Source organism: Dactylosporangium sp. NPDC000555 (assembly GCF_040300025.1).
Taxonomy (GTDB): Bacteria; Actinomycetota; Actinomycetes; order Mycobacteriales; family Micromonosporaceae; genus Dactylosporangium.
In genome coordinates, this window is the sequence record NZ_JBEPDB010000049.1 from 1 (window position 1) to 19,653 (window position 19,653).

A 19,653-nucleotide genomic window follows, 5' to 3' on the forward strand; every position below is an offset into this window, starting at 1 on the left:
GGGGGGGGGGGGGCCCCCCCGCCCCGCGGCCGATGACCGACTCCGGAGGTACGACCTTGCAGACCGACCGATACGGGCAGAGCGTGTCCACCGCCGACCCGGACGCCGCCGCGGCCTACTTCGATGCCATCGACGCGTTCCTGGCCCTCGACGACGACGCGCTCGACGGCTTCGGCCGCGCCGTCGAGAAAGACCCGGGCCTCGCGGTGGCCCACCTCGGGCTCGGGCTGAGCCTCGCCGCGGACGGCCGCGACGGCGAGGCCCGCGAGGCGTTCGCCGCCGCGGTACGACTGCGCCGCGACCACCCGGACCGCCTCACCGCCCGCGAGGCCCGGCAGATCGACCTGATCACCGCCCCGCCGGGGTACCTCGCCGCGTACACCGAGCACCTCGAGCGCCACCCCGGCGACATGCTCGTGCTGGGCTTCGCCGCCGGGCTGCTCAGCGGCCGGCGCATCGCCGCGGGCACCGGCCGCGACGCGGTGCTGATCCTGGCCGCCCGCCCCGGCGAGGCGTTCCCCGACGATTGGGCGCTGGCCGGGATCTGCTCGCTGGAGCTCGAGGAGGCGTGGCAGTTCGCCGCGGCCGAGGCCGCCGCGCAGCGCTCGCTACGCGACCGGCCGGACAACCGGGCCGCCTGCCACGGCTACGTCCACGTCCTGCACGAGACCGGCCGGATCACGCAGGCGGAGTCGTTCCTGGACGACTGGTTCCACACCCGCCCCGCCCGTTCGCCGCTGCAGACCCACCTGCGCTGGCACCACGCGCTCGTCGCGCTGGAGGCCGACGACACCGAGGCCGGCCTGCGCCGCTACCACGCCGCCCTCGACCCGCGGGTATCCGGCCGGCGCACCACCCTGGTCGACAGCGCCGCGGTGCTGTGGCGGCTGCACATCGACGGCCACGGCGACCTGCCCTGGGCGCCGGTGGCCGAGCTCGCCCGGGCCCAGCTGCGCGGGCCGCGGGCCGCGCTGTTCGACGTGCACGCCGCCCTCGCCCTCGCCGCCGTCGACCGCGCCGCGCTGGGCACCCTGCGCGACGCGTGGCGGGCCGAGACCGCCCGCCCCAACCGCGACGTCGTCCTCGCCGTCCTCGACGGTGTCGCCGCCCACGGCGAGGGCCGTTACGACGAGGCCGCGCGGCACATCGGGGGCGTGCTGTCGGCGGTGAGCCTGGTCGGCGGCAGCCGCCTGCAGCAGGACATCGTCGTCGATACGCTGTGCGACGCGCTGGCCCGAAGCGGCGAGCCGGGCCGGGCCGCGGACATCCTGGAGGACCGCAAGCTGCGCCGTCGCTCGCGCCGCGACGAGCGCTGGATCGACGCGCTGCGCCGGCGGGCCGCGGCGGAGGGCCGGTGAACCCGCCCACGGTCCTGCAGGCCGAGGACCTGCGCGTGACGTTCCGCACCGGGGCGGGCACCGTCGAGGCGGTCCGGGGCATCGGCTTCACGCTGCACGCCGGGCAGTGCCTGGCGATCGTCGGCGAGTCCGGCTCCGGCAAGAGCGCGACCGCGCGGGCGCTGCTCGGCCTGGCCGGCCCGAACGCCACCGTCACCGCCGGCGCGCTGCGCCTGGCCGGGCGCGACCTCACCACCCTGTCGGAGCGGCAGTGGCGCCAGGTTCGCGGCCGGGACCTCGGCCTGGTGCTGCAGGACGCCCTCGGCTCGCTCAACCCGCTGCACCGGGTACGCCGCGACGTCGGCGAGCCGCTGCGCCGCCACCGCCTGGTCCCGCGGGACGCCCGCCCGGCGCGGGTCATCGAGGCGCTCGCCGCTGCCGGGGTGCCCGAGCCGCGGCTGCGCGCCGAGCAGTACCCGCACCAGCTGTCCGGCGGCCTGCGGCAACGGGCGCTGATCGCCTCCGCGGTGATCGCCGCGCCGCCGGTCCTCGTCGTCGACGAACCCACCACCGCCCTGGACGTGACCGTACAGGCGCAGGTGCTGCAACTGCTGGAGGAGCTCAAGTCGGATGGCACCGCGCTGCTGATGATCAGCCACGACCTGGCCGTGGTGGCCCGGATGGCCGATCACATCGCCGTGATGCGCGACGGGGCGATCGTCGAGTCCGGCCCCCCGCGGCAGGTGCTGGGCGCCGCGTCCCACGCATACACCCGCAAGCTGATCGCCGCGGTCCCCTCCGCCCGGCCCCGCCGGGCCCCGCCCGCAACGGCCGGCGAGACGCTGTTGGAGGTCCGCGAGGTCACCAAGCGGTACCGGCAGCCCGACGGGACCCCACGCGCCGCCGTCCACGACGTGTCCTTCACCGTGGCTGGAGGCCGGACGCTGGGCATCGTCGGCGAGTCCGGCTCCGGCAAGAGCACCGTCGCCCGCATCGCGATGGGCCTGCTGCGCCCGGACGCCGGCGAGGTCCGCTTCGCCGGTGCGGCCTGGAGCGCCCTGCCGGAGCGCGACCGCCGCCCGCACCGCGGCCGGATCCAGCTCATCCACCAGGACCCGCTCAGTGCGTTCGACCCGCGGTTCACCACCGCCCAGGTGATCGGCGAGGCGCTGTCCGGCCTGCCCGACCGCTCGGCCCGGCGCCGCCGCGTCGCCGAACTGCTCGACACCGTCGGCCTGCCGGCGGCGCTGGCCGAGCGCCGGCCCGCCGAGATGTCCGGCGGTCAGCGGCAGCGGGTGGCCATCGCCCGGGCCCTCGCGCCCGGCCCGCAGCTACTGGTCTGCGACGAACCGGTGTCGGCGCTGGACGTCTCGATCCAGGCGCAGATCCTTGACCTGCTCGCGCAACTGCAGGCCGGGCAGGGGCTGGCGATGCTGTTAATCTCCCACGATCTCGGCGTCATCCGGTACCTCAGCGACGACGTGCTGGTGATGAAGGACGGCGCCGTCGTCGAGCGCGGCCCGGTCGACGAGGTCTTCGAGCGCCCGAAGCACCCGTACACCCGGCAACTGCTCGCCGCGGTGCCGCGCCTGCCCGTGTGAATTTGGGACTCTGTCAAGCCGCTGATGTCGATGCTGTGCGAGATTTCATGTGTGATTGATGAGCTGCCGCCAAGATGCCTCGACATCTCCGCCGACATGGCGGTGGCGCTCCTCAACGGCGCGTTTACGGACGCGATACGGCGACACGGCAACGTCGAGCCGGTGCAGCCGACCGGCGCAGTAAGCATGGAGCCGACGTCGAGAACGTTCGCCGAAGCGACCTACTCGGCCGTCGGGATGCTTCGGCTGTACCGGGTGGAGGTATGACGGCGGCGGAGGTTGTGGGGCAGACGCTCCAGCGGGCCGGGTTCGACGTCAGCGAGATCGTCGCTCTCCCGGGCGGATGGGGTGGGGCGAGCTTCCGGGCCGAGACGACGACCGGCCCGCTTGTGGTCAAGCTCCGCAAGGACCGGCGGCCGCTGCTCGCCGCCAAGTCGGTGACAGCGGTGCTGGCCCTGCACGGGATACCGCACCCCGAGGTCGTGGTGACTCCGACCGCGACGACCGAGGGCTGGATCATGGCCCAGCGTTGGATCGAGGGGATATCGGTCGAGGCGACGGAGGTGAAGCGCTGGGCCGATCGGGACGCGGCGCAGCTGGGCGCCGACCTCGGCCGGTGGTTGAGCCGGCTGCACGCCGTCGAGTTGCACCGCCGGGTCTGGCTGCCGCCGGCGCGGCGCCGTTACGTGGGCAAGCTTCGGCGCTGCCAGGAATTGAGTCTGCTCGACGGGCAGCTGGCCGCCGCGGTCGAGCGGCGGTGGTCGGATACGGCGGGGTGGCTGGCGACGGTGCCCCTGGCTCTGATCCACCGGGATCTCCAGCCGGGCAACATCGTGGTTCACGACGGTCGGTTCGCCGCTGTCATCGACTTCGAGCAGGCACGGACCGCCGACCCTCTCTACGACTTCGTCAAACTCCGTGAGTGGGTGTTCCCGCTGCATCCCGCGATCGAACCGGCGCTCAACGACGCCTACGGGATGAACACCTCCATGCTTGAGTACCTGTCCGCCCTCGTCTATTTCGCCAAGCACAACAACGCGGCCATGGTGGATGATCAGCGGGCGCGACTGCAGGACCTGGTGCTCTCCGGCCGGGTGGACGCATGAGCGTGATCGCCACGGTGATACTCGTTCTGCTCGTCGCGGCGTCCGCATCCCGAAGCCTCCTAGCGTCGCGGTGACCCGGCTGCTGGCCGAGATCCGCGACCAGGGCTACCCCGGCAGCGCGAACCTGCTGGTGCGCTACCTCAACCAAGGCCGCGCCGATGCGGCGTCGTGAGCGATATCGCGCTGGACGTGCCCGAGACCGGCCGGCTCCGGCGTCACTGAACCACGCTGCGACGGATTTCAGCGGCCGGCAACGTCCGCTTCCGGCGCGGACCGCTTGATCACGTTTCGCGAATGCCTCAGACAACGCGCAGCCGGCGGCCAGTGGCGCTCGACAAGCTCCGGCGGTGGGAACGGTGTGAACCTGACCTGTTCCGCCCCAGCCACCTGGGCGGCGAGGCGGGCGACGACCGAGGTGGTGCTCGCCGCAGCGGGCGCTGGGCAGAGACGCTGGGCCTATCGGGTCGCTGGCGGTGGCCGTCGGCGGTGGTGGTGGCCGGTTCGAAGAACCCGCCCGGTTCAGGCGGGGAGGCGGATGCGCAGCGCCGCCCGCACGTAGGCGAGGTGCGGCCGTAATGGTGGCCGGGGCCGGCAGGTCAGGCCGATGCGATGCAGGACATCACGCTTCTACGGCCGGACTGTATCGTATGACGTAGTAGAGGAGGTGTCGCGGTGGTGCGTCGTGCGGACCAATTGGCGTGGGGAAACCCGCCGCTGCTGATTCTCGGCAGCCTCGCGGGCGGGCCGAAGCACGGGTACGCGATCGTGCAGGACGTCCTCGAGCAGGCGGGGATCGAGCTGGGGCCGGGGACGCTGTATGGGGCCCTCGCAAGGCTGGAGGAGCGCGGTCTGGTGGAGGCGTTGCCGGGCGACGAGCGCCGCCGGCCGTACCGGTTGACCGCGGCCGGAGCACAGGCGTTGTCAGAGCGGTTGACCGACATGTCGCGGTTCGCGCGCACCGGTCTCGCGCGGCTGTCGGCTGTGCACCCGTGATCCGCGTACTACTGGCCTGCTACCCGCCGTCGTTCCGCGAGCGGTACGGTGCCGAGTTGGCCGGGTTGGTCGAGGACACCGGCACCGGGCCGCGAGTGTGCTGGGATCTCGCGGTGGGTGCCGCGGCGGCGTGGGTCCGTCCGACGTTCACCGGGTCGCCGGACGAGCGGGTGCGCCTCCGCGTCCAGGCCGGGCTCTCGACCACCTGGGTGGCCTGGTGCCTCGGCATGCTGGCGGTGCCGATGGTGGCCCGGGCCCTGCTCGACCCGCCGGCACCGGGTACGACCGGCACGGTGCGAACGCTGGTGTGGGTCGCATGGCTGGTGCTGCTGGCGGGCGGCGCCGTCGCGGCCGGGTGCGCGCTGCTGTTGGCCCGCCGGGTGCTGGCGCCGGCACTGCGATCCGGCCAGCGCCGGGTGTGGCGACCGTTGCTCCCCGCGGTCGTTCTGCTGCTGCTCGACACGGCGGGTACGGGTGGCGTGTGGCTGCTGCGGCGCGGACACCCGGCGGTATGGCCGCACCCGTCCCCCGCGTTCGTGGCGGCGGTGCTCGGTTGGCTGGCCGGCCTGGCCGCCCTCGCCGGCGTCGGCGCGGCCGGCCCGCCGGTCACGCTGCGCCGGGCCGCACCACCGGTTGGCGTCATGCGGCTGCCCGCCGTACTGGCGGTCGGTGTGACGGCCGCGCTGACGGTGCTCGCCGTCGTGGAGGTGGCGGCGGTACTGCTGGCCGGCGACGGGCCGATGGCGTTTGCTGGCGCGGCGACCGCGGTGCTGGCTGCCGGCGGCGCGCTGGTGAGCGCGGGTCGGACGGCACCGGCCTTGCGGAGTTGACCCGAGTATCGTCTCACGTAGTATCGTCTCACGTAGTAGCGAGACGGGGAGACGGTGCATGGAACGCCGGGTGTCGTGGTGGAGTATGAGCTGTGCGGTGCTGTTCACCGCGTTCGCGGTGGCCAGCACGCAGGTACAGGCATTGCGGATGCACAGCCCCTGGCAGGACGACCCGTACGACGTGGTGGTGTCCTTCACGCAGATCCTGGTGCCGGCGTTGGCGGTCGGGATCGTCTTCCGGCGCTCCGGGGAGGAGCTGCTGCGCGGCGGCTGGGCGCTGGTCGGCATCGTCGCGGCGACCGCAGCGACCGGCTGGGTCGCGGTCGGCCTCCGGGTACACGAGGACCGGTGGGGCGGCCCGGGTCGGTTCCTGATCGCCGGGCTTGCCCTGGTCACGCTGGCCGCCGTGGCCGTCGCCACGGCGATGTGGCGGGTCGGTGAGGGCACCCGCGCTCCGGCCGGTCCCGACTGGGTCGAAGACGTGCTGGTCGGCATTGGCCGCCTGGTTGCTCAGCACAAAGCCGCGGCGCGGGCACTCGACTGGATCCGGCGGGTGGTCGTCGGTGGCCGGCACGGGCTGCGCCGGCACCGGCTGTCCACCGCGGTGCTGGCGAGCCTCGCCGTGTCGACCTGGTTCACCGTGGCCGAGGCGCTCGGCGACGGCCTCGGCCCGCATCCCGCGGAGGCGGCGGCGATGCGACTGCTGATCGGTACCGCCGGCCTCGTGACGGCCCTGATCCCGCTCAACGCGTACCTCGGTGTGCTACGGCCAACCAACCCGACCCGGTCGGCCGCGCCGGCGCGGCGGCCCGCGCTGGTGTGCGCCGGGTACGCGGCGGTCGCGAGCGTGCCGGTCGCGGTGGGGTTCCGGGACGGCATCGGCGCCCTGGTCGACTTCCCGGTCACCGGCTGGGGCCGCCTCGCCGGCCTGGTCGCGGCGATCGCGGTCCTGGCCGGGCTGGTCACCCTGCTGGCGCAGGCCATCCGCCGGCGCCGGAGCGGGCTGGTCAAGGCGCTGCTCACGGTGCCGCTGGCGCTCGTCCTGGCGATCGTCGGCACGGTCGGCTACCTGGGTGTACGGCACGTGCTGCCGCGGACTCTGCCGGCGCCGACCGGGCCGTACCGGGTGGGCCGAACCACCTTCGACTGGACCGACACCGCCCGCACCGATCCCCTCGCCCCCGAACCGGGGCAGCACCGCGAACTGTCGGTCTGGGCCTGGTACCCCGCACCGGCCGGCACCACCGGGCGGCCCGCGCCGTACGCGCCCGGGCACTGGGCAAGGATGCTGCAGTTCGGGATCCTGGCCAACCGCCTCGACGCGGTACGTACCCACTCGGTGGCCGACGCTCCGGTGGCCGGCGGGCGTTTCCCCCTCGTGGTGCTCGAACCCGGAATGGGCCTGGCCGCGCCGCAGTACAGCGGGCTCGCCGAAGACCTGGCCAGCCACGGCTACGTGGTCGCCGGCATCACGCCCACCTACAGCGCCAACGTCACCGTCCTCCATGGACAGCCGGTCGGTCGCACCGCGGCCGGGAACCCGCCGGACCTCGACCGGGACGCCCTCGACCAGTTGGTCGCGGTGTGGGCCGCCGATTTCCGCTTCGTCACCGGGCAGCTGACCGACGCCGGCGGGCCCCTTGCCGGCCACGTCGACGCGTCGCGGGTCGCCTACATCGGACACTCCTTCGGCGGTGCGGCCGCGTTGCAGTCATGCCACGACGATCCCCGCTGCGCCGGCGCGGTCGACATGGACGGCACCCCCTACGGCACGGTCGTGCAGCAGGGCCTGACCGCGCCGACGATGCTGCTCGGCACCCCGGGTGACTGCCTGGCCGGCGCCTGCCAACCCACCGACGCCGTCGAGCGCGACACCAACACCGCCAGCCAGACCCTGCGCGCCGCCATCATCGGGCCATTGTTCCGGTACGAGATCGCCGGCGCGAAACACTTCAACTTCACCGACTACGGTGCCTACTACGTCCCCACGGCCCTAAACGGGTTGGCCCAGCTCGGTCCGATCGACGGCGACCGCTGCCTGGTCACGACATCGGCCTACGTCACCGCGTTCGCCGACCACGTGCTCCGCGGCGGGCCCGCGCCCCACCCCGACCCCCGCTACCCCGAGGTGTACCCGACATGACGGCGCCGCGACGTTGGCAGCGGATTTCGGCGTACGGGCTCGCGCGACGCGATGACGCTGTGCTGATGGTCCGCATCGCCGACGACGCGCACGGTGACGCCCGTGACCTGATCGACCTGGTCACCGCCTGGGACCGGCTGCACCGCGCCGGGGTCCGCCCGGCCGTCACCGTGCACCCCGTTGGCGCCGCGCTGACCACCACCGAGCAGCTCCGGCTGCTCGTGGCCCGCCACCACACCCAGATCGTGATCACCTGGCCCCGGCGTACCACCTGCTGGCCGCCCGGCAGGACAAAGACATCTGCGCCACAGCGCGGACCTTTCCTGTCGCTCGGCGTCCCAGTGTGGGCGGCCTGGTTGCTGGCCGTCGTCGTGCACGTTGTCGCGCCCGGCCGGTGGTTCCGGTGGGCGGTCGGCTTCGCCGTGCTGGTGACTGCAGGCGTTGCGATGCTGACCGAAACCTACCGGCCGCCGCTGTTCGTGCTGCTGCCCCAGGTGATGCTCGGTATCGTCGCGCTCGGCGCGGCGGGACGGCAACCCTGGTGGGTTCGGCTGATACCGCTCGCCGCCGCGGCAGCGAGCGTGCCGATCGCTGCCAGCACCGCGCCGCGCTTCGTCTTCTCCGGCGACGACTACTACAAAGCCGCCGTGACGGCATTGCCTGCCGCTGCGGTGACACTGCTGATCGGCACCCGCTCCAGCTCAGGGTCACGCAGACCGACCGTGTCAGTGGTCCAGAACGCCTCGGGATAGATCAGCCGGCCGACCATCCACGGCTGGTACGACGAAAGAAGCGCCACCTGGAACCCCGGGTCCGGGATGCGCGTCGAGGGCCGCTCGAACCCGAGGGCGGAGGCGGAGCTGAACCCGCGGCGTCCGTAGTATTGCGGGCTGCCCTCGAGGAAAACGGCCGGCGCGCCATGACCTCCGGCGGTCTCCAGCGCCGCCGCGACCAACGCGGTGCCGACGCCGCGGCGCTGGAGGTCGGGACGTACCGACAGCGGGGAGAGCACCACCACCTCGACCAGCTCGCGTCGAGCGTCCACCCAGCCGCGTGAGAGACCAACGTGCCCGACCAGCTCCTCGTCGACAACAGCGACCAAACTCGCCCGAGCGGCTCCGCTGGTCTGCAGTGCTCGCATCATCTGCACAACGCGCCCGTCTGGTGGCTCGCCGAATGCCGCCGAGACGACCTCCTCGGCAGCCAGCTCTTCGGCCGGCATCAAAGTACGGATCTCCATGGCGCGACCCTAGTGTCAGTGGTCGGCCAGCGCACCGCAGTTCTCGGGCTCCATCTCGCGCCCATCAGCGGGCGTGGCGGTCTGGGTGTACTGCAGAGATATGTCGCTCTATCGCAACCGGTCCTAGCTATGCCGCCTCGTGCTGAGCGCGAGTGGCGCGGATGTCATACCCGACCTTCATCCTGATGAGATGACTACGACAGCGACACCGCCCGCCGACGGAGCCGGCGAGCGCAAGAGCCTCACACCGGCCATGCTGGCCGCCCTCTGGACGGTCAGCAACGGCCGCTGCTACGCCCCAGGGTGTCCGCATCCGGTGGTGTTCGAGGTCAGACCGGGAGAGTTCAAGAAGAACGCACAGGTCGCTCACATCTACGGTGTCCGTCCAGGTGCCAGGCGCTACCGGCGGGACCTACCGGCAGAGGTGCGCGACTCCTTCGAAAATCTCCTCCTGCTCTGCCTGGCGCACCACGAGGAGGTCGACAGCAAGGAGGCTGGAGGCCATCGTGGAGCGGCTTGAGGAGACGCATACCGTCACGAGCGAAACCGTGGCTGAGCTGAAATCGATCATCGCGCTCATGTCCGATACCGGCACTGGCGTCAGCGCCGCCACCGCGGCAAGCCTTGCCTACGCCGCCGAGGTACTGAACCCGTCCGACCTCAAGGCCGCTGCGGAAGACCTCACTTACGCCGCCGACGTGCTGCCCGGCATCCTCCGCCGAGTCGAGGCTGCGATGGGCAACATGAGCCAGTTCATGTGAGCCGTGGGCATGTCGAGCGGCACGCTGAAGTACCGCACGAAGCCCGAAACCACCACGCCGTGAACCCGAGCGGAGGAACCTGATGCTGATCACGCCGCTGCGCATTGACCTCATCGACGGCGTCACAGCGCTGATGCGACGTGGCGCGCCCTTCGTCACGGTCCGCGGCGCCTCCGACTACTGGCTCTACTCCTACGCCTTCGCCTCGACCTGCCCCGTCGCCGTCAACGACGATGGGACAGTGATCGGGGCCGTGATCGCGATGCGCAGCCAGGACCAGCCCACCGACGTCTACGTCCAGGACGTCGCCGTCCTACCCGACCAGCGTCGGCACGGCGTGGCGAGGGCCCTGCTGGCGTCGGTCGCCGGGCAGACCCGGGCCTGGGGCTGCCACCGGCTTGTCCTGACCTGCGCCCCGGACAACACCACGGCGCTTGCAGTGTGGGCACGGCTGGGGTTCCGGAACCTGCCCGGCGACTACGAGGTGAACGGGATCCAGGTGACCAAGGACTTCAAGGGGCCGGGCCGGGACCGGCCGGTCTTCCAGTTCGACCTCACACCGCTGGCCCCTACCCCCCGAGCCAACCAGACCGCCCGTGGCGAGGTGACCGGCGGATGACGATCGCAGATGAGCGGACCGCGCTGCGCAATCTGGTGGCCGGCATGGCACCGTTCGACGAGCGGGAGGCCAACGACCGTGCCCTCGTGCTCGCCTGGATCGACCGCGGCGGCGAACTGTACCGGCGGGTGCCACCGGACGAACCCCCGCAGCACCTGGTCACCTACTTCCTGCCGCACGATGTCGGCCAGGACCTGCTGTTCCTGGTCGCGCACCGCAAGGCCGGCCGGTGGCTGCCGCCTGGCGGGCACGTCGAACCCGGCGAGACGCCGTGGGCGACCGTCCTGCGCGAGGCCGACGAAGAGCTAGCCGTCATCGCCAATCCGCACCCGCTCATCCCCGCCCGTGAACCGCTGTTCCTGACCGTCACCGAAACCGTCGGCCCAGGCCAGCACACGGACTGCACCCTGTGGTTCCTGATCGATTTGCACCCGAACGATCCGATGGCGCCGGACCCAGGCGAGTTCAGCGATGCCGGCTGGTTCCCGCGCACCGAGGTAGCCGGCTGGCCGGCCGAGCGAACCGATCCGCAGATGGCCCGGGCCCTGGCGAAGCTCGACGCTCACATCCACGCGGCGCGTGCCGCAGGGTCTGGCCATGCCGGCCGGTGACGAGCCCCAACGGCCAGCGCCGCGTTGCGGGCCCGAGCCGTCCACCAGCGCGGTCGACCCGTACCTGGTGCCGGTCGATCTAATCGCTGACGTCGAACGCGAAGGTACCCGCCTCGATGCGGTCGATGAGTTCGCCGACACTGCCGGCCCGCCGGATGGCGCTGTCCCATCCGCTACTGGTGATGTCGACCAGCAGCACCGGTGCGGGGTCAAAGCGCAGGTCGAGCACGAGCTGTCCACGAGATCCGTCACCGCCGATGATCGCGATGCCGGGGTGCGCGTCGGCGCTCTGGCCCCACGCGTGGTGCAGCTCAAGCATCTCGCGTGGCGTGTGGAGGCAAACGTAGACTCCGTTTTCCATCCACCCTCGTCGAAGCCACGACGCCGCTTGCAGGTAGGCCCGCCATGTGGCTGGTAGCGCTGTGCCCAGCGCGTGGTAGGCGTCGGTGAACTCCTGATCGCGCACGGGACCGCGGTAGTCGGCTTCCTCGATGATCGTGCCGACAATGTGGGCGTTGAGGTCGGCGAGTTCCTCTGCGGGGATCCAGTATTCCAGCACGTCGCGGCCGCCGACCTGATGAACCTCGTAGCGGTCCAGGAACGCGCGCTGGACCTGGAACCGGGTCACGTAGCCGACGCCACCGGCGGGGACGTTCCACTCACGGGCGATCTTTGTGGCGTACCAGCGGTTGAGTACCGGGTAGAAGATCGGCTGGTCCGGCAAGCGTGGTGGCCAAGCCCGCCATCCGGATGCCGCGACAAGGTCGAGTTCGGCCTGCCCAGTGGGCCGCCACAGGGTGATCATATCGGAGGCGTCGATGGCCTGGCTCCCCTACAACATGGTTATCGCGTGCTCGTAGCGAGCGACGCATGCAACATTCTGATGCTCTCGGCCTCGGGCGTTACTGCGGCCCTGTCGGTCAGTCGGCGGGCGCATGGGACCAGGGGCCACGCATCTGCCGACGGTCGGGCGCAGCGAGCCGTACGGCTCAGGCTCCGAAGCCGGCGTAACGGTAGTAGAAGGTTCGCCGCGCCGCCGGCTGTGGGTAGTCGCCGTAGTCTTCGGAGATCGCCCAGTGCACTCGCTGGCACAGGTCGGCCAGAACGGCGTTCATCTCGCCGGCCGACGCGCCTTCGGGCAGTGGTCCGTGTTTGGTGAGCCGATCGAGCAGCCTGCGCACAAGGTCAGGTGGGAGTGCGTCAGCCAGAAGATGGGCATGCACGGTGACCAGGACGCCGAACAACGCCTCAAGGTCCGGCAGAGGCAGTGCTCGAGGGGCCGACTCCATGCGGGCCACGTTACCGACCTGGACGCCAGGACATGCCCCATGCAGGCGTTACTGGTCGGATGTGCTGTCTATGCCGTTCTCTGGAAAGCAGCAGAGCGTCGCGGGATTCGTGAGGGGCGACACCGTGTGGTGCCGCCCCTGAAACGTACGTCAGCCGCAGTTGTCCGTGAACTCGTACCACGTGTAGCCGCTGATACCGGGCTTGAAAATCGGGCCGATATGGTAGGTGTTGGGCGTGGTGCCGTTGCAGATGTAGATCAGGGACCCGCTGGTCGAGGACGTGACGAAGGCCCAGTAGCCGGATGCGACGTTGTAGCGCTCGAGGACCAGATAGGCGGTGCTGGTTCCCGGGCACGCGTTGCTCGCGGTCACCTGGATCGCCGAGCTGTTGATCGAGTACGAGTAGTTGAAGCCGTAGCAGGAGTCGCCGGACGCGGTCGCCGGCCTCGCCATGGCCGCCTGGGCGGGTGCCAGAGCGGCGGCGGCGATGGCGGCAGCGGTCACGGCAATGACTTTGAGCTTCATGAATTCACCATTCGTATGGTCGGTGAAACTCGTTGAGACGATTGGCGATCGAATGACCGGGCCCGTCGGTCGACCCTGTGATCGACAGGAATCGCCGTGGTCGATATATTGCGAGGATCGTAGCTTTCTCGACATCTGCTCGCAACAACCAGACGAATGACTGGAACCACATAGGCGAATCTCGCAAGAAGTCGCAAATTGACCGGCGACGCGCACACCCGTCCAATGCATCCGCCCTCCCTTTCGAGTCGCGTGGCGACGGCCGATCAAGGCATCGCGCGCACGGCGATCCGCGCGTACACGCGTCAGAGCCGGGCCGGCGCGCGGTGCCGCTGTGGCGCGTCGTTGTCCGCCGCCGGGTGGTGCGACGGCTCCCCCGGCCGCGGGGTGGAGCGGGGCCCCAGCGACACAACCTCGTCGACCCGGTCCAGCACGTCGGTGCGGTGGGTGATGAGCAGGACGGTGCGGCCCTGGGCGGCGTCCAGCAGGTCGTCGAGCAGCTCGTCGGCGGTCTGTTCGTCGAGGTGCTCGGTCGGCTCGTCCAGGATCAGCACCGGGAAGCCGGCCAGCAGCACCCGGGCCAGGGCGAGGCGGCGCCGCTGGCCGCCGGAGACGGCCGCGCCGTGCTCGCCGACGAGCGTGCCGAGCCCGTCGGGAAGGGACTGGACCCAGCCGTCGAGCCGCGCCGCCGCCAGGGCCTCGTCCAGCTCCGCATCGGTGGCCTCCGGCCGCGCGACGCGCAGGTTGGCCTCGATGGTGGTATCGAACAGGTAGGCGTCGTCGCCGAGGTAGCCGATCACCCGTCGCACGTCGTCGCCGCGCAGATCGCGCAGGTCGACGCCGCCGAGGGTGATCCGGCCCGCGGTGGGGTCCAGCCAGCGCAGCAGCAGCGCCGCGACGGTGCTCTTCCCGGCGCCGCTCGGCCCGACCAGCGCGACGCGACGGCCGGGCCGCAGCGTGAACGACAGGTCGTGCAGCACCGGCCGATCGGCCGCCCAGGCGGCGGCGACGTGCTCGACGCGCACCACCGGCGGCCGCCCAGCGCTCCCGGCCGGCATAACGGCCGGCGTGCCGGACGAGGCCACAGACGGCGCAACGGACGGCGCGACAAACGAGACCACAGACGGCGCAACAGACGGCGTGCCAGAGGAAGCCACAGACGGTGCGACGAGCGACGCGACGGACGGCGTGACGGACGAGGCGACAGACGGCGTGACGGACGAGACCCCGGGCGACGCGACGGGCAGGTCGACAGGCGAGGCCGGGTCGGGTGCTGGGTCCGGGACGGCCGCGATCTCGGCGAGGCGGCGCAGGGCGGCGCGCGCGGCGGCGAGGCCCTGCGCGGCGACCGGCACGGCGGCGACGGTCTCGAACACCGCCAGCGGCGTGAGGACGACGACGGCGAGCAACTCGCCCGGCAGCGCCCCGGAGCGCACGGCGACCGCGCCCGCGGCGAGGCCGGCCAGGACGCTGAGGCCCGCGCACGCCGCGGTGACCGCGGCCGAGACGCCAGCGAGGGCGCTGGAGCGGCGGGTCGCGGCGAGCAGCTCCCGGTCGGTGCGCTCCAGCGCGGCGAGGGCCGCGCCGGTGGCGCCGGCCGCGACCAGGTCGGGCAGGCCGTGCACCAGGTCGGTCGCGCCGGCGGCGAGGGTGCCGCGCAGCGGGGCGAGCCGGGCGTCCGCGCGGCGGACCAGCGCGGACTGCAGCAGCGGTACCCCGACTCCGGTCACGAGCAGGCCGGCGGCGAGCGCGGCGCCCGCGGCGGGCAGCAGGGCGCCGACGAGTAGCACCGAGGCCAGGCCGATCACCGCGGCCACGACGATCGGCAGCCATACCCGCACGACGAGGTCGAGGACCGCGTCGACGTCGGCGGCGAGGCGTGCCGCGAGATCGCCGCGGCGGAAGCCGGCCAGCCCGGCCGGCGCGAGCGGCACCAGTCGCCGGTAGGCGCGCACCCGCAGGTCCCCGAGCATTCGCAGGGCGGCGTCGTGCCCGGCCAGCCGCTCGGCGTAGCGCAGCACGCCCCGGCCGATGCCGAACGCGCGCACGGCGACGATGGCGACCATGAGGTGCAGCACCGGCGGGTGCTGGGCGGCGCGGGAGATGAGCCAGGCAGAGGTGGCCATGAGCCCGACCGCCGCGCCGGCGGCGCCGAGGCCGGCCAGCACGGCCAGGGTCAGCCGCCCGGCCGCCGCCCGCGCCGGGCCCGCCACGATACGCAACCCGCCCATCACAACACCCCCGCCGGGGCCAACGGAATCTCACGGCCGGCGGCGGCCAGCAGCACGGGCCGGCGCGCCACCAGGATCACAGTCCGGCGGGCGGCGTAGGCGCGGACCGCAGCCAGCACGATGCACAGCCCGCCCATCACGACACCCCCGCCGGGGTCAGCGGGATCTCACGGTCGGCGGCTGCGAGCAGCGCGGGCCGGTGCGCCACCAGGATCACGGTCCGGCCGGCGGCGTGGGCGCGGATCGCGGCCAGGATGTCGGCCTCGGTCGCGGCGTCCAGGCCCGCGGTCGGCTCGTCGAGCAGCACGAGCGGCGCGTCGCGCAGGAAGACCCGGGCGAGGGCGATGCGCTGCCGCTGCCCGGCGGACAGGCCCGCGCCGTCGTCGCCGATGCGGGTGCCGAGGCCGTCGGGCAGCGCCTCGACGAAGTCCAGCGCGCCGGCGCGGGCGGCCGCGTGCCGGACCGCCGCGTCGTCGGCCTCCTGCGCGCCCAGGCGGATGTTGTCCGCGATCGTGCCGGCGAACAGCCAGGGCCGCTGGGGTAGCCACGCCACCCGCCGGCGCCAGCCGTCAGGGTCCACTGTGGATAGGTCGGTGCCGTCGACCGTCACGGTGCCGCTCTCCGGCGTGGCGAAGCCCATCAGCACGGCCAGCACGGTCGACTTGCCGCAGCCGCTCGGGCCGGTCAGCGCCACCAGTTCGCCGGGGCGCACCTCGGCGCTGAACGGCGGCAGCGGGGGGCGGCCGGGGTGGTGTACCACCATGTTGTCGAACCGGATCGCGCCCGCCGGCGGCGGGGCCGCGCCCCGCTCGGGCAGCGGGGTCTCCAGCACCGCGAAGACGTCGGCCGCGGCGGCGAGGCCCTCGGCGCTGGCGTGGTAGTTGGCGCCGACCTGGCGCAGCGGCAGATACACCTCCGGGGCCAGGATCAGCACCAGCAGCGCGGTGGCCAGTCCGAGCCGCCCGTCGACCAGGCGCAGCCCGATGCCGACCGCGACGAGCGCGACGGACAGGGTCGCCAGCAGCTCGAGCACGAGGGAGGACAGGAACGCCAGCCGCAGCGTGCGCATCGTGACCCGGCGCTGCTCGGTGCTGATCCGCGCGATCACCTGGGCCTGCCGCCCGGCCCGGCCGAAGACGCGCAGCGTCGCCAGCCCGGCCACGACGTCGAGGAAGTGGTGCGACAGCCGGCTCAGCAGCCGGAACTGCCGCTGGTTGGCGGCCTCGGTGTGCAGTCCGACCAGCGCCATGAAGAGCGGGATGAGCGGCAGCGTGACGGCCATCGTGCCGGCCGCGACGAGGTCGGCCGGCGCGATGCGCAGGAGCAGGATGACGGGCACGAGCGCGGCGAGGACCAGCTGCGGCAGGTATCGCGCGAAGTAGGCGTCGAGCGCGTCGAGCCCCCTGGTGGCCAGCGTGGCGACCGTCCCGCTCGGCGGCGCGGCGCCCGGGCCGAGCGCCGCCACGTGGGTCAGCAGCCGGGCCCGCAGCTGGTGCTTGACCGCGGCCGCGGACCGGGCCGCGGCGGCCTCCTGCGCCCAGGCGACGGCCGCTCGCGCGGCGACGACCGCGGCGAGCCAGCCCAGCGCCGGTGCGATCCGGCGCAGGTCGGCGCCGTGCAGGTAGACGTCGGCGATAGCATCGGCGAGCAGGGTCGCCTGCGCGACGAGCAGGGCGGCCAGCGCCGCGCCGAGCGCCACGGACAGCGCGAGGTAGGTCCGCGCGGCCCGGGCGTGGCGCAGCAGCCGGGGGTCCAGCGGTCTCACGGGTGGGCCGCCGGGATGTGCTCCACCCGCAGCCGGCGGCGGAACACCCAGTACGTCCAGGACTGGTAGCCCAGCACGAGCGGCGTGAAGCACACCGCGACCCAGGTCATCACCTTCAACGTGTACGGCGAGGAGGCCGCGTTGGTCACCGTGAGGCTCTGCCCGCCGTCGAGGGTGGTGGGCATGACGTTGGGGAAGAGCGTGACGAACAGCGCCGCGACGGCGAGTACCAGCGTCACGGCGGTGGCCAGGAACGCCCAGCCCTCGCGCCGGGCGCGGATGGCCGGGAGCGCCGCGACCAGCGACACCGCGGCGGCCGCGGACAGCGCCCAGCCCCAGGCGTCGTCGTGGGTCAGCTGGGTCCACAGCAGGAACGTGCCGGCCAGCGCCACCGCCGGCAGGCTCAGCCACCACGCGAGCCGGCCGGCCCGCTGCCGCACGTCGCCGTCGGTCTTCAGGGCCAGGAACACCGCGCCGTGCAGCGCGAACAGCGACAGCGTGGTCAGGCCGCCGAGCAGCGCGTACGGGTTGAGCAGGGTGAGCAGCGAGCCGGTGTACTCGTGCTGGGCGTCCAGCGGCACGCCGCGCACGATGTTGCCGAACGCGACGCCCCACAGCACCGCGGGCACCAGGCTGCCGCCGATGATCGCGAGGTCCCAGCGTCGCCTCCACTGTGGACTGTCCACCTTGCCGCGATACTCGAACGCCAGGCCGCGCAGGATCAGCGCCACGAGGATGATCAGCAGCGGCAGGTAGAAGCCGGAGAACAAGGTGGCATACCACTCGGGGAACGCGGCGAACGTGGCGCCGCCCGCGACGAGCAGCCAGACCTCGTTGCCGTCCCAGACCGGGCCGATCGTGTTGATGAGCAGGCGCCGCTCGCGCTCGTCCCGGCCGAGGACCGGCAGCAGCATGCCGACGCCGAAGTCGAAGCCCTCCAGGAGGAAGTAGCCGGCCCAGAGCACGGCGATCAGGATGAACCAGACGGTGGTGAGTGCCATGACGGCGCCTGCCTTCAGTACGCGAACGCGAGCGGACGGTCCGGCTCATCTTCGCCGGGGGGTACGACAGTTTCCGGTGCGCCGGCCCGGGCGTAGCGCAGCATGAGCATGAGCTCGATGACGGCCAGCGCGCCGTACAGCACCGTGAAGACGATGAGCGAGGTCGCCACGTTCGCGGTGGACACCGACGGCGAGACGCTCTGCTCGGTCTTGAACACCCCGAAGACGGTCCACGGCTGGCGGCCCACCTCGGTGAAGATCCAGCCGAACGAGTTGGCCAACAACGGCATCGCGACCGTGGAGATCGCGGCCGGCCACAGCCAGCGCCCGGCCGGCCGGCGGCCCTTGCGGGTGCTCCACAGCGCGAGCGCGGCCACCGCCATGGCGAGCGCGCCGAAGCCGATCATCAGGCGGAACGACCAGTACGTGACCGGGACGTTGGGCACGTAGTCGCCTTCGCCGTACTTCTGGACGTACTGCCGCTGCAGGTCGTTGATCCCTTCGACCTCGCCGGACGGGCTGCCGGTGGCCATGAACGACAGCAGCGACGGGATGCGCACGCTGGCCATCTCCTCGCGCCCGTCGAGCGAGCCGATGGTGAACACCGAGAAGGACGCCGGCTTGCTGGTGTCGTAGAGGGCTTCGGCGGCGGCCATCTTCATCGGCTGCTGCTCGGTCATGATGCGGGCCTGCAGGTCGCCGGTGATGAGCACGCCGACGCCGGCGATCAGCACCACCCAGGCGCCCAGCCGCAGGCCGGGCCGGAACACCTCGACCTGGTTGCCGCGGCGCAGGTGCCAGGCGCTGACCGCGAGCAGCAGCGCGCCGGCGGTCAGGAAGCACGCGGTGATCGTGTGCGGGAAGGTGACCAGCGCGGTGCTGTTGGTGAGCACGGCGCCGATGTCGGTGAGCTCGGCCCGGCCCCGCTCGGCGTTGATGGTGTAGCCGACCGGGTGCTGCATCCAGGAGTTCGCGGCGAGGATGAAGTACGCCGACAGCATCGTGCCGATCGAGGCCAGCCAGATCGTGGCCAGGTGCACCCGCTTCGGCAACCGGTCCCAACCGAAGATCCACAGGCCGAGGAACGTCGATTCCATGAAGAACGCGAGCAGCCCCTCGATCGCCAGCGGCGCGCCGAAGATGTCGCCGACGAACCGCGAGTAGGCGCTCCAGTTCATGCCGAACTGGAACTCCTGCACGATGCCGGTCACGACGCCCATCGCGAAGTTGATCAGAAAGAGCTTGCCCCAGAACTTCGTGGCCCGCAGGTACTCCTCCCGCCCGGTGCGCACCCACGCGGTCTGCAGCCCCGCCACGAGCGCGGAGAGACCGATCGTGATCGGTACGAAGATGTAGTGGTACACGGTGGTGATCGCGAACTGCCACCGGGCAAGGTCGAGGGCGTCCATGACGCAGATTCTGCGCACCGCCCGCCGTGGCGGATCAGGGCCGAAAGTCCCATCACCACCGGGCCGCAGGGGTCCCAAGGTGCGGGCGCCGGCGCGCGACATCCGGGTAGTCGCCGCTGGACCGCGTCCGGTTCCCGGCGGTCGGTCATCTCACTCGCGGGCCTCCGAGCGCCGGATCGCGCCGGACGGTGG

General features: G+C 72.3%; 20 protein-coding genes and 1 pseudogene. 12 read left to right on the forward strand and 9 right to left on the reverse strand.

Annotation, left to right across the window (positions count from 1 at the left end; all coding sequences use genetic code 11):
• The first annotated feature begins 56 nt into the window (after positions 1-56).
• The 8 genes from ABT297_RS26185 to ABT297_RS26220 all read left to right on the forward strand — a co-directional run bounded on the left by ABT297_RS26185 (position 57) and on the right by ABT297_RS26220 (position 8,762).
• Positions 57-1,358, forward strand: a complete 1,302-nt coding sequence (locus tag ABT297_RS26185; protein WP_350554229.1) for a tetratricopeptide repeat protein — start codon at positions 57-59, stop codon at positions 1,356-1,358.
• On the forward strand, positions 1,355-2,938 hold the full coding sequence (locus ABT297_RS26190) for a dipeptide ABC transporter ATP-binding protein (protein ID WP_350554231.1): 1,584 nt from the start codon (positions 1,355-1,357) through the stop codon (positions 2,936-2,938). The genes ABT297_RS26185 and ABT297_RS26190 overlap by 4 nt, the downstream gene beginning before the upstream one ends.
• A gap of 51 nt (positions 2,939-2,989) precedes the next feature.
• Positions 2,990-3,205, forward strand: a complete 216-nt coding sequence (locus ABT297_RS26195) for a hypothetical protein (protein ID WP_350554233.1) — start codon at positions 2,990-2,992, stop codon at positions 3,203-3,205.
• Positions 3,202-4,044 carry an aminoglycoside phosphotransferase family protein gene (locus tag ABT297_RS26200; RefSeq protein ID WP_350554235.1) on the forward strand — a complete coding sequence of 281 codons (843 nt, stop codon included), beginning with the start codon at positions 3,202-3,204 and terminating at the stop codon, positions 4,042-4,044. Before ABT297_RS26195 ends, ABT297_RS26200 begins: the two co-directional genes overlap by 4 nt.
• Before the next feature lie 672 nt (positions 4,045-4,716).
• Positions 4,717-5,037, forward strand: coding sequence for a PadR family transcriptional regulator (locus ABT297_RS26205; protein WP_350554237.1), 321 nt, complete (start codon positions 4,717-4,719; stop codon positions 5,035-5,037).
• Positions 5,034-5,867, forward strand: a complete 834-nt coding sequence (locus ABT297_RS26210; protein WP_350554239.1) for a hypothetical protein — start codon at positions 5,034-5,036, stop codon at positions 5,865-5,867. Before ABT297_RS26205 ends, ABT297_RS26210 begins: the two co-directional genes overlap by 4 nt.
• 58 nt (positions 5,868-5,925) lie before the next feature.
• A complete protein-coding gene (locus tag ABT297_RS26215; RefSeq protein WP_350554241.1) occupies positions 5,926-8,010 on the forward strand; it encodes an alpha/beta hydrolase family protein in 2,085 nt (694 codons plus the stop codon).
• A gap of 65 nt (positions 8,011-8,075) precedes the next feature.
• Positions 8,076-8,762 carry a hypothetical protein gene (locus tag ABT297_RS26220; RefSeq protein WP_350554243.1) on the forward strand — a complete coding sequence of 229 codons (687 nt, stop codon included), beginning with the start codon at positions 8,076-8,078 and terminating at the stop codon, positions 8,760-8,762.
• Here the strand turns inward: ABT297_RS26220 and ABT297_RS26225 are convergent.
• Positions 8,645-9,250, reverse strand: a complete 606-nt coding sequence (locus ABT297_RS26225) for a GNAT family N-acetyltransferase (RefSeq protein ID WP_350554245.1) — start codon at positions 9,248-9,250, stop codon at positions 8,645-8,647. The two genes, ABT297_RS26220 and ABT297_RS26225, sit on opposite strands and share 118 nt — an antisense overlap.
• 190 nt (positions 9,251-9,440) lie before the next feature.
• Here ABT297_RS26225 and ABT297_RS26230 point away from each other — a divergent pair, with 190 nt between their 5' ends.
• The 4 genes from ABT297_RS26230 (at position 9,441) to ABT297_RS26245 (ending at position 11,241) form a co-directional block, all read left to right on the forward strand.
• Positions 9,441-9,770: a hypothetical protein gene (locus tag ABT297_RS26230; RefSeq protein ID WP_350554247.1), complete on the forward strand. Its 330-nt coding sequence runs from the start codon at positions 9,441-9,443 to the stop codon at positions 9,768-9,770.
• Positions 9,757-10,011 (forward strand): hypothetical protein, encoded by a 255-nt coding sequence (locus ABT297_RS26235; protein ID WP_350554249.1) that lies wholly within the window; start codon positions 9,757-9,759, stop codon positions 10,009-10,011. The genes ABT297_RS26230 and ABT297_RS26235 overlap by 14 nt, the downstream gene beginning before the upstream one ends.
• Positions 10,012-10,093: 82 nt before the next feature.
• A complete protein-coding gene (locus ABT297_RS26240; RefSeq protein WP_350554251.1) occupies positions 10,094-10,630 on the forward strand; it encodes a GNAT family N-acetyltransferase in 537 nt (178 codons plus the stop codon).
• Positions 10,627-11,241: an NUDIX domain-containing protein gene (locus tag ABT297_RS26245; RefSeq protein ID WP_350554253.1), complete on the forward strand. Its 615-nt coding sequence runs from the start codon at positions 10,627-10,629 to the stop codon at positions 11,239-11,241. Before ABT297_RS26240 ends, ABT297_RS26245 begins: the two co-directional genes overlap by 4 nt.
• Before the next feature lie 472 nt (positions 11,242-11,713).
• On the opposite strand, the pseudogene ABT297_RS26250 reads toward ABT297_RS26245, so the two are convergent.
• From ABT297_RS26250 to ABT297_RS26285, 8 genes and pseudogenes are all read right to left on the reverse strand, one after another.
• Positions 11,714-12,046, reverse strand: a pseudogene (locus tag ABT297_RS26250) (ADP-ribosylation/crystallin J1); the annotation flags it as partial.
• Between the two features lie 184 nt (positions 12,047-12,230).
• Positions 12,231-12,530 carry a hypothetical protein gene (locus tag ABT297_RS26255; protein WP_350554255.1) on the reverse strand — a complete coding sequence of 100 codons (300 nt, stop codon included), beginning with the start codon at positions 12,528-12,530 and terminating at the stop codon, positions 12,231-12,233.
• A gap of 150 nt (positions 12,531-12,680) precedes the next feature.
• On the reverse strand, positions 12,681-13,055 hold the full coding sequence (locus ABT297_RS26260) for a hypothetical protein (RefSeq protein WP_350554257.1): 375 nt from the start codon (positions 13,053-13,055) through the stop codon (positions 12,681-12,683).
• A gap of 305 nt (positions 13,056-13,360) precedes the next feature.
• Positions 13,361-15,286 carry an amino acid ABC transporter ATP-binding/permease protein gene (locus ABT297_RS26265; protein WP_350554259.1) on the reverse strand — a complete coding sequence of 642 codons (1,926 nt, stop codon included), beginning with the start codon at positions 15,284-15,286 and terminating at the stop codon, positions 13,361-13,363.
• A complete protein-coding gene (locus ABT297_RS26270) occupies positions 15,286-15,423 on the reverse strand; it encodes a hypothetical protein (RefSeq protein ID WP_350554260.1) in 138 nt (45 codons plus the stop codon). Before ABT297_RS26270 ends, ABT297_RS26265 begins: the two co-directional genes overlap by 1 nt.
• On the reverse strand, positions 15,423-17,051 hold the full coding sequence (cydD, locus tag ABT297_RS26275; RefSeq protein WP_350554262.1) for a thiol reductant ABC exporter subunit CydD: 1,629 nt from the start codon (positions 17,049-17,051) through the stop codon (positions 15,423-15,425). The genes ABT297_RS26270 and cydD overlap by 1 nt, the downstream gene beginning before the upstream one ends.
• Complete coding sequence (cydB, locus tag ABT297_RS26280; protein ID WP_350554264.1) at positions 17,048-18,052, reverse strand: cytochrome d ubiquinol oxidase subunit II; 1,005 nt, start codon at positions 18,050-18,052, stop codon at positions 17,048-17,050. The genes cydD and cydB overlap by 4 nt, the downstream gene beginning before the upstream one ends.
• Before the next feature lie 14 nt (positions 18,053-18,066).
• Complete coding sequence (locus ABT297_RS26285; RefSeq protein ID WP_350554266.1) at positions 18,067-19,461, reverse strand: cytochrome ubiquinol oxidase subunit I; 1,395 nt, start codon at positions 19,459-19,461, stop codon at positions 18,067-18,069.
• Positions 19,462-19,653: the final 192 nt, after the last annotated feature.

What these genes read in the sequence shown, in the direction of transcription:
- ABT297_RS26260 (WP_350554257.1), bottom strand. Translation starts at nt 13,055, where the DNA reads ATGAAGCTCAAAGTCATTGCCGTGACCGCTGCCGCCATCGCCGCCGCC.
- ABT297_RS26240 (WP_350554251.1), top strand. Translation starts at nt 10,094, where the DNA reads ATGCTGATCACGCCGCTGCGCATTGACCTCATCGACGGCGTCACAGCG.
- ABT297_RS26215 (WP_350554241.1), top strand. Translation starts at nt 5,926, where the DNA reads ATGGAACGCCGGGTGTCGTGGTGGAGTATGAGCTGTGCGGTGCTGTTC.
- ABT297_RS26230 (WP_350554247.1), top strand. Translation starts at nt 9,441, where the DNA reads ATGACTACGACAGCGACACCGCCCGCCGACGGAGCCGGCGAGCGCAAG.
- ABT297_RS26200 (WP_350554235.1), top strand. Translation starts at nt 3,202, where the DNA reads ATGACGGCGGCGGAGGTTGTGGGGCAGACGCTCCAGCGGGCCGGGTTC.
- ABT297_RS26255 (WP_350554255.1), bottom strand. Translation starts at nt 12,530, where the DNA reads ATGGAGTCGGCCCCTCGAGCACTGCCTCTGCCGGACCTTGAGGCGTTG.
- cydB (WP_350554264.1), bottom strand. Translation starts at nt 18,052, where the DNA reads ATGGCACTCACCACCGTCTGGTTCATCCTGATCGCCGTGCTCTGGGCC.
- ABT297_RS26270 (WP_350554260.1), bottom strand. Translation starts at nt 15,423, where the DNA reads ATGGGCGGGCTGTGCATCGTGCTGGCTGCGGTCCGCGCCTACGCCGCC.
- ABT297_RS26265 (WP_350554259.1), bottom strand. Translation starts at nt 15,286, where the DNA reads ATGGGCGGGTTGCGTATCGTGGCGGGCCCGGCGCGGGCGGCGGCCGGG.
- ABT297_RS26285 (WP_350554266.1), bottom strand. Translation starts at nt 19,461, where the DNA reads ATGGACGCCCTCGACCTTGCCCGGTGGCAGTTCGCGATCACCACCGTG.
- ABT297_RS26225 (WP_350554245.1), bottom strand. Translation starts at nt 9,250, where the DNA reads ATGGAGATCCGTACTTTGATGCCGGCCGAAGAGCTGGCTGCCGAGGAG.
- ABT297_RS26220 (WP_350554243.1), top strand. Translation starts at nt 8,076, where the DNA reads ATGGTCCGCATCGCCGACGACGCGCACGGTGACGCCCGTGACCTGATC.
- ABT297_RS26245 (WP_350554253.1), top strand. Translation starts at nt 10,627, where the DNA reads ATGACGATCGCAGATGAGCGGACCGCGCTGCGCAATCTGGTGGCCGGC.